The organism is Pararhodobacter sp. (genome assembly GCF_034676075.1).
Classification (GTDB): domain Bacteria; phylum Pseudomonadota; class Alphaproteobacteria; order Rhodobacterales; family Rhodobacteraceae; genus Pararhodobacter.
In genome coordinates this window covers 1-5,649 of sequence record NZ_JAUCCQ010000180.1, presented here as the reverse complement: position 1 = coordinate 5,649, position 5,649 = coordinate 1, and the positions used below count along the sequence as shown (strand labels likewise).

The following is a 5,649-nucleotide window of genomic DNA, read 5'->3' as shown; positions in this document are numbered from 1 at the left end:
CCTACGGCGGTTGCACCTTCTGCCCGCGCGTGCATCATGCCCGCAACCGAAGGGAGACGCCGATGCCTGAAACCGACTGGTCCCGCCTCAAGGCGCATGAACTCCGCGCGCTGGCCGCGCAGGATGCCGTGGTCATCCTGCCCATCGCCTCGATCGAGCAGCACGGGCCGCACCTGCCCACCATGACCGACACCCGCCTCGGCTACGAGATCGCCATGCGCGCCGCCCGCAAGGCCTGGGACACCCGCCCGGTCGTCGTCACCCCCGTCGTCTGGTCCGGCCTCAGCGAGCATCACATGCCCTATGGCGGCACGCTGACGCTGAGCCAGTCGACCTTCCGCGCCGTGATCCGCGACCTGGTGGAGGCCATCACCCGCCACGGCTTCCGCCATATCCTCATCTCGAACAGCCATGGCGGCAACCAGATCGCCATGCAGCAGATCTGCGACGAACTGGCCCCGACCTCGCCGGCGACGCTGGTCGCCACCACCTATGTCACGGAAGCGGGCGACGATCTGGCCCGCCATTGCCAGGACCAGCCCGGCGTCATGCATGCGGGCGAGGCCGAGACCTCGATGATGATGGTCTGCGAACCGGATCTGGTCGATACCTCGGACCTCGGGAACCTCACGCAGGCCATGGACGGCGCGCGCTTCCTCAAGGCCGGCAAGGCCAGCTACCGCTGGCGGCCTTTCCAGCACGTCACCGCCAACGGCATCGTCGGCAATCCGACCCGCGCCAGCGCGGCCAAGGGCGAGGCGATGCTCGAAGCGGGCGCCGAGGCCGTCGCCGCCCTGATCCGCGACCCCGAAACCTGGGCGCCAGCCCGGGATGTCCGCGGCGAGGGCACGCAGGGAGTGCCCTTCCGGTGACCGACTTCCTGACCACGCCGCAGGGCCGCCGCCTGGCCTATCACCGAACCCCCGGCACCGGGCCGGGGGTCGTCTTCCTCGGCGGCTTCAAGTCGGACATGACCGGCACCAAGGCGCAATTCCTGCAAGCCTGGGCCGAGGAGCGGGGCCGTCCCTTCCTGCGCTTCGACTATTCCGGCCATGGCCAGTCGGACGGCGATTTCCTCGACGGTGCCATCGGCGACTGGTTCGAGGATGCGCTCACCGCCATCGAGACCCTGACCGAGGGGCCGCAGGTGCTCGTCGGCTCCTCGATGGGGGGCTGGATCGCCCTCCTGGTCGCGCGTGCCATCCCCGAGCGGATCGCCGGGCTGATCGGCATCGCCGCCGCGCCCGATTTCACCCAAGACCTGATGGAGCCCTCGTTCACCGAGGCCGAACGCGCCGCCATGGCCGCCACCGGCCGCATCGAGCAGCCCTCGGAATATGACGACGGCCCCTATGTCATCACCCGCCGCCTGATCGAGGAGGGGCGCAACCGGCTGGTGCTGCGCAGCCCGCTGCCGCTGCCCTTCCCGGTGCGGCTGTTGCAGGGATCGGCCGATGTCGACGTGCCGCCCTCGGTGGCGCTGAAGCTCTTCGATCATGCCGAGAGCCCCGACCTGCGGCTGACGCTGGTCAAGGGGGCCGATCACCGCTTTTCGGAACCCGAGAATCTGGCGCTGCTGGCCGAGACGCTCGACCGGCTGCCGGTCTGAGGGATGAAGGCGCGGCTCCTCCTGCTGGCGCTGTTGGGCGATCTGCTGCTGGTCGGCGGCGCGCTGTGGTATTTCGCCCCCCGCACCGACTGGCCCCCGGCGGCGCAGGTTGCGCCGGTGGTCCCGGGCGCCGACCTCGACGCCTGGCTGGAGACGCGCGAAGGGGTGTTCGACGACCTCACCCCCGGCACGCAGAAGCTGATCCATTGGGCGGGCGAGCGCGGCACTGCGACCGATCTGGCGCTGGTCTATCTGCCAGGCTTCTCCGCCACCCGGCAGGAGATCGCGCCCGTCCCTCTGCGCCTCGCCGAAGCGCTGGAGGCCAATCTCTTCGAGACAAGGCTCGCCGGTCACGGCCGCCCCGGCCCGGCGCTGGGCGAGGTGACGGTTGAGGATTGGGCGACGGATCTGACCGAGGCCATGGCCATCGGCGAAAGGCTGGGGCAACGGGTGGTGCTGATCGGCACCTCGACCGGCGGCTCGCTGGCGGTGCTGGCCGCGCTGGACCCGGATTATCGCGAGCGGATCGACGGGATCATCCTGATTTCCCCCAATTTCTCGCCCGCCGACCGGATGGCCTTCGTGCTGGACCTGCCCTGGGCCAGCACCTGGGGCCCCTGGATCTTCGGCACCGAGCGCAGCTGGCAGCCGGCGAATGCGGCGCACGGCCGCTACTGGACCACCAGCTACCCCAGCGCCGCGCTGTTCCCGATGCGCGTGGTGCAAGAGGCGGCGCGCCACGCCCCGGTCGAACAGGCGAGGGTGCCCGCGCTTGTCTTCTATGCCGAGGGCGACCGGGTGGTCGATTCCCGCGTGACCGAGGAGGTCATGGCCCGCTGGGGCGCCCCGGTGACGATGCAGCGGGTCGAGGACGCGAATGACCCGCAGCAGCACGTCATCGCCGGTGACATCCTCTCGCCCGATGCGACGGCGGGGGTGGTAGCCGCCAGCATCGTCTGGGCACGCGGCCTCTGACTTGACGCCCCGGGCTGGGTGACGCATGAGAAAGCGGTGCGGTCCCGTAGCTCAGCTGGATAGAGCGGCTGCCTTCTAAGCAGTTGGTCAGGGGTTCGAGTCCTCTCGGGATCGCCAGTTTTTCCCCCCCCATTCCCGCCCCGGCCCCCGAAGGCCGCGCTTGCTTGCAGTGATTTGTTCATGATATGTTCCGGTGTGTCGCTCGGCCATCAAGGGAACCGGTCATGATTCAGGGAAGCTGCTGTTGCGGGGCGGTTCGGTTCGAGCTTCTGGCTCAACCCTCGACCATGGGCACCTGCCATTGCTCGCGCTGCCGCAAGGCGGGGGCCAGCACCATCGTCTTCGTCAAGCGCGAGGATCTGCGCTGGGTGCAGGGCAGGGAGCATGTGGCGACCTACCAGCCCGAGGCGCCCTACAAATACGCCCGCTGCTTCTGCCGGATCTGCGGCAGTTCGCTGGGCGAGATCCTGTCGGAGGAGTCGAGCTTTCCCATCGCTGCCAATGCGCTGGATACCGAGACCGGGCTCAGGAACCGCTTCCACGAATTCACTTCGGAAAAGCCCGGCTGGGTCCAGATCTGCGACGACGCCCCGCAGAACCCCGGCCATCCGGCGACCTGAGGGAAAGGAAAAGGGCCCGTCGCCGGGCCCTTTGTCTTAACGCGAGAATTTCTTGTATTTGACCCGCTTCGGTTCGACCGCATCGGGGCCGAGGCGACGGATCTTGTCTTCCTCATAGGCCTCGAAGTTGCCTTCGAACCATTCGACCTTGGCCTCGCCCTCGAAGGCGAGGATATGCGTGCAAAGCCGGTCGAGGAAGAAACGGTCGTGCGAGATGATGATCGCGTTGCCGGCGAAATCCTCGATGGCCGCTTCCAGCGCCTGCAGCGTTTCCACGTCCAGGTCGTTGGTCGGTTCGTCGAGCAGGAGGACGTTGCCACCCTCTTTCAGCAGCTTGGCCATGTGCACGCGGTTGCGCTCACCGCCCGACAGCAGGCCGACCTTCTTCTGCTGGTCGCCGCCCTTGAAGTTGAAGGCGCCGCAATAGGCCCGGCTGTTGACCTGGGCGTCGCCCAGTTCGATCAGCTCGGCGCCGCCGGAAATCTCTTCCCAGACGGTGGCGTTGGGGTCGAGCGCATCGCGCGACTGGTCGACATAGGCCAGCTTCACCGTGTCACCCAGCGTGACCGAGCCCGCATCGGGCTGTTCCTTGCCGGTGATCATGCGGAACAGCGTCGATTTCCCGGCGCCGTTCGGGCCGATCACGCCGACGATGGCGCCCGGCGGGATCGAGAACGACAGGTTCTCGATCAGCTGGCGGTCGCCGTAATGCTTGCTCAGGCCCTCGACCTCGATCACCTTGCCGCCCAGACGAGGGCCGTTGGGGATGATGATCTGGGCCTTGCCCACGCGTTCCTTCTCGGACTGGTCGGCCATCTTCTCGTAGGCCGAGATACGGGCCTTCGACTTCGCCTGACGGGCCTTGGCCCCGGCGCGGATCCACTCCAGTTCCTTTTCCAGAACCTTCTGCTTGGCCTTGTCCTCGCGCGCTTCCTGGGCGACGCGCTTGGCTTTCTGTTCCAGCCACGAGGAATAATTGCCCTCGTAGGGAATGCCGCGCCCGCGCTCCAGCTCCAGGATCCAGGACGTGATGTCATCCAGGAAATAGCGGTCGTGCGTGACGCAGAGGATGGTGCCCTTGTACTCGATCAGGTGCTTTTGCAGCCAGGCGATGGTCTCGGCATCGAGGTGGTTGGTCGGTTCGTCCAGCAGCAGCATGTCCGGGGCTTCGAGCAGCAGCTTGCACAGCGCCACCCGGCGGCGTTCCCCGCCCGAGAGGGTCGCGACATCGGCGTCGTCGGCCGGGCAGCGCAGCGCTTCCATCGCCACATCGACCTGACTGTCGAGATCCCAGAGGTTCTCGGCGTCGATCTCGTCTTGCAGCTTCGCCATCTCCTCGGCCGTCTCGTCCGAGTAGTTCATGGCGAGTTCGTTGTAGCGGTCGAGCTTCGCCTGCTTCGCTGCCACGCCCAGCATCACGTTGCCGCGCACGTCGAGGCTTTCATCCAGCGCCGGCTCCTGCGGCAGGTAGCCGACCTTGGCGCCCTTGGCGGCCCAGGCCTCGCCGGAGAAATCCTTGTCGATCCCGGCCATGATGCGCAGCAGCGTCGATTTACCGGCGCCGTTGACGCCGACGACACCGATCTTGACACCGGGCAGAAAGTTCAGGCGGATGTTCTCGAAGCATTTCTTGCCGCCGGGGTAGGTCTTGGACACGCCATCCATGTGATAGACGTACTGATACGAGGCCATCTCACGCTCCAGATATAACGGGGATTTGCACGTTCCCTACAGGGGCGGGGGGCTCGCTGCAAGCCGTGCCTCTTTCCCTCGGCCCCGCCAGCCTCCATACTGCAGGCCTTGCGACTATCCCTGGCTTGCTGTGAAACCCGATCCTATCCCGACCCCACAGCCATTGATCCCGGAGTTCTTCATGCCCTTCGATTCCATCGGCGGCGGCACTATCGTCCTGTTGCTGCTTGCTATTTTCATCATCATTTCGCTGTTCCTGGGCGTGCGCATCGTGCCCCAGTCGCAGAAATACGTGGTCGAGCGTTTCGGTCGGCTGCGCGCAGTTCTGGGGCCGGGCATCAACCTGATCGTGCCCTTCGTCGATACCGTCGCGCACAAGGTCTCGATCCTGGAACGGCAGCTGCCGAACCAGCGGCAGGATGCGATCACCACCGACAACGTGCTGGTGCAGGTCGAGACCTCGGTCTTCTACCGCATCATGGAGCCGGAAAAGACCGTCTACCGGATCCGGGACGTGGACGCGGCGATCCTGACGACCGTCGCCGGTATCGTGCGCTCGGAAATCGGCACGATGGAACTGGATGAGGTGCAGTCGAACCGCGCCCGCCTGACGCAGAAGATCGGCGCGGCGATTGCCGATGTGGTCGATGATTGGGGCATCGTGGTGACCCGCGCCGAACTCCTCGACGTGAACCTCGACGAGGCCACCCGCGCCGCCATGCTGCAACAGCTCAACGCCGAGCGCGCCCGCCG

General features: G+C 66.6%; 6 protein-coding genes and 1 tRNA gene. 6 read left to right on the top strand and 1 reads right to left on the bottom strand.

What is annotated here, in order from left to right:
* Positions 1-62 precede the first annotated feature (62 nt).
* The 5 genes from VDQ18_RS22555 (at position 63) to VDQ18_RS22535 (ending at position 3,204) form a co-directional block, all read left to right on the top strand.
* Complete coding sequence (locus VDQ18_RS22555; RefSeq protein WP_323023104.1) at positions 63-872, top strand: creatininase family protein; 810 nt, start codon at positions 63-65, stop codon at positions 870-872.
* The gene (locus VDQ18_RS22550) at positions 869-1,609 is read left to right on the top strand and encodes an alpha/beta hydrolase (protein ID WP_323023103.1); all 741 of its coding nucleotides are present in this window, start codon (positions 869-871) and stop codon (positions 1,607-1,609) included. The genes VDQ18_RS22555 and VDQ18_RS22550 overlap by 4 nt, the downstream gene beginning before the upstream one ends.
* Before the next feature lie 3 nt (positions 1,610-1,612).
* Entirely contained in the window at positions 1,613-2,584 is a 972-nt protein-coding gene (locus tag VDQ18_RS22545) for an alpha/beta hydrolase (protein ID WP_323023102.1), read from the top strand.
* Between the two features lie 40 nt (positions 2,585-2,624).
* Positions 2,625-2,701 (top strand) — tRNA-Arg (locus VDQ18_RS22540).
* Positions 2,702-2,808: 107 nt separating this feature from the next.
* Positions 2,809-3,204 (top strand): GFA family protein, encoded by a 396-nt coding sequence (locus tag VDQ18_RS22535; RefSeq protein WP_323023101.1) that lies wholly within the window; start codon positions 2,809-2,811, stop codon positions 3,202-3,204.
* Between the two features lie 36 nt (positions 3,205-3,240).
* On the opposite strand, the gene ettA is transcribed toward VDQ18_RS22535, so the two are convergent.
* Positions 3,241-4,896, bottom strand: coding sequence for an energy-dependent translational throttle protein EttA (gene ettA, locus VDQ18_RS22530; RefSeq protein WP_323023100.1), 1,656 nt, complete (start codon positions 4,894-4,896; stop codon positions 3,241-3,243).
* A gap of 181 nt (positions 4,897-5,077) precedes the next feature.
* Here ettA and VDQ18_RS22525 point away from each other — a divergent pair.
* Positions 5,078-5,649 (top strand): paraslipin (locus VDQ18_RS22525; protein ID WP_323023099.1); only part of this gene is annotated, 572 nt, incomplete at its 3' end.

Bases quoted from the DNA above. Each gene is read 5' to 3' on its own strand.
- VDQ18_RS22535 (WP_323023101.1), top strand. From the start codon at position 2,809: ATGATTCAGGGAAGCTGCTGTTGCGGGGCGGTTCGGTTCGAGCTTCTG.
- ettA (WP_323023100.1), bottom strand. From the start codon at position 4,896: ATGGCCTCGTATCAGTACGTCTATCACATGGATGGCGTGTCCAAGACC.
- VDQ18_RS22545 (WP_323023102.1), top strand. From the start codon at position 1,613: ATGAAGGCGCGGCTCCTCCTGCTGGCGCTGTTGGGCGATCTGCTGCTG.
- VDQ18_RS22555 (WP_323023104.1), top strand. From the start codon at position 63: ATGCCTGAAACCGACTGGTCCCGCCTCAAGGCGCATGAACTCCGCGCG.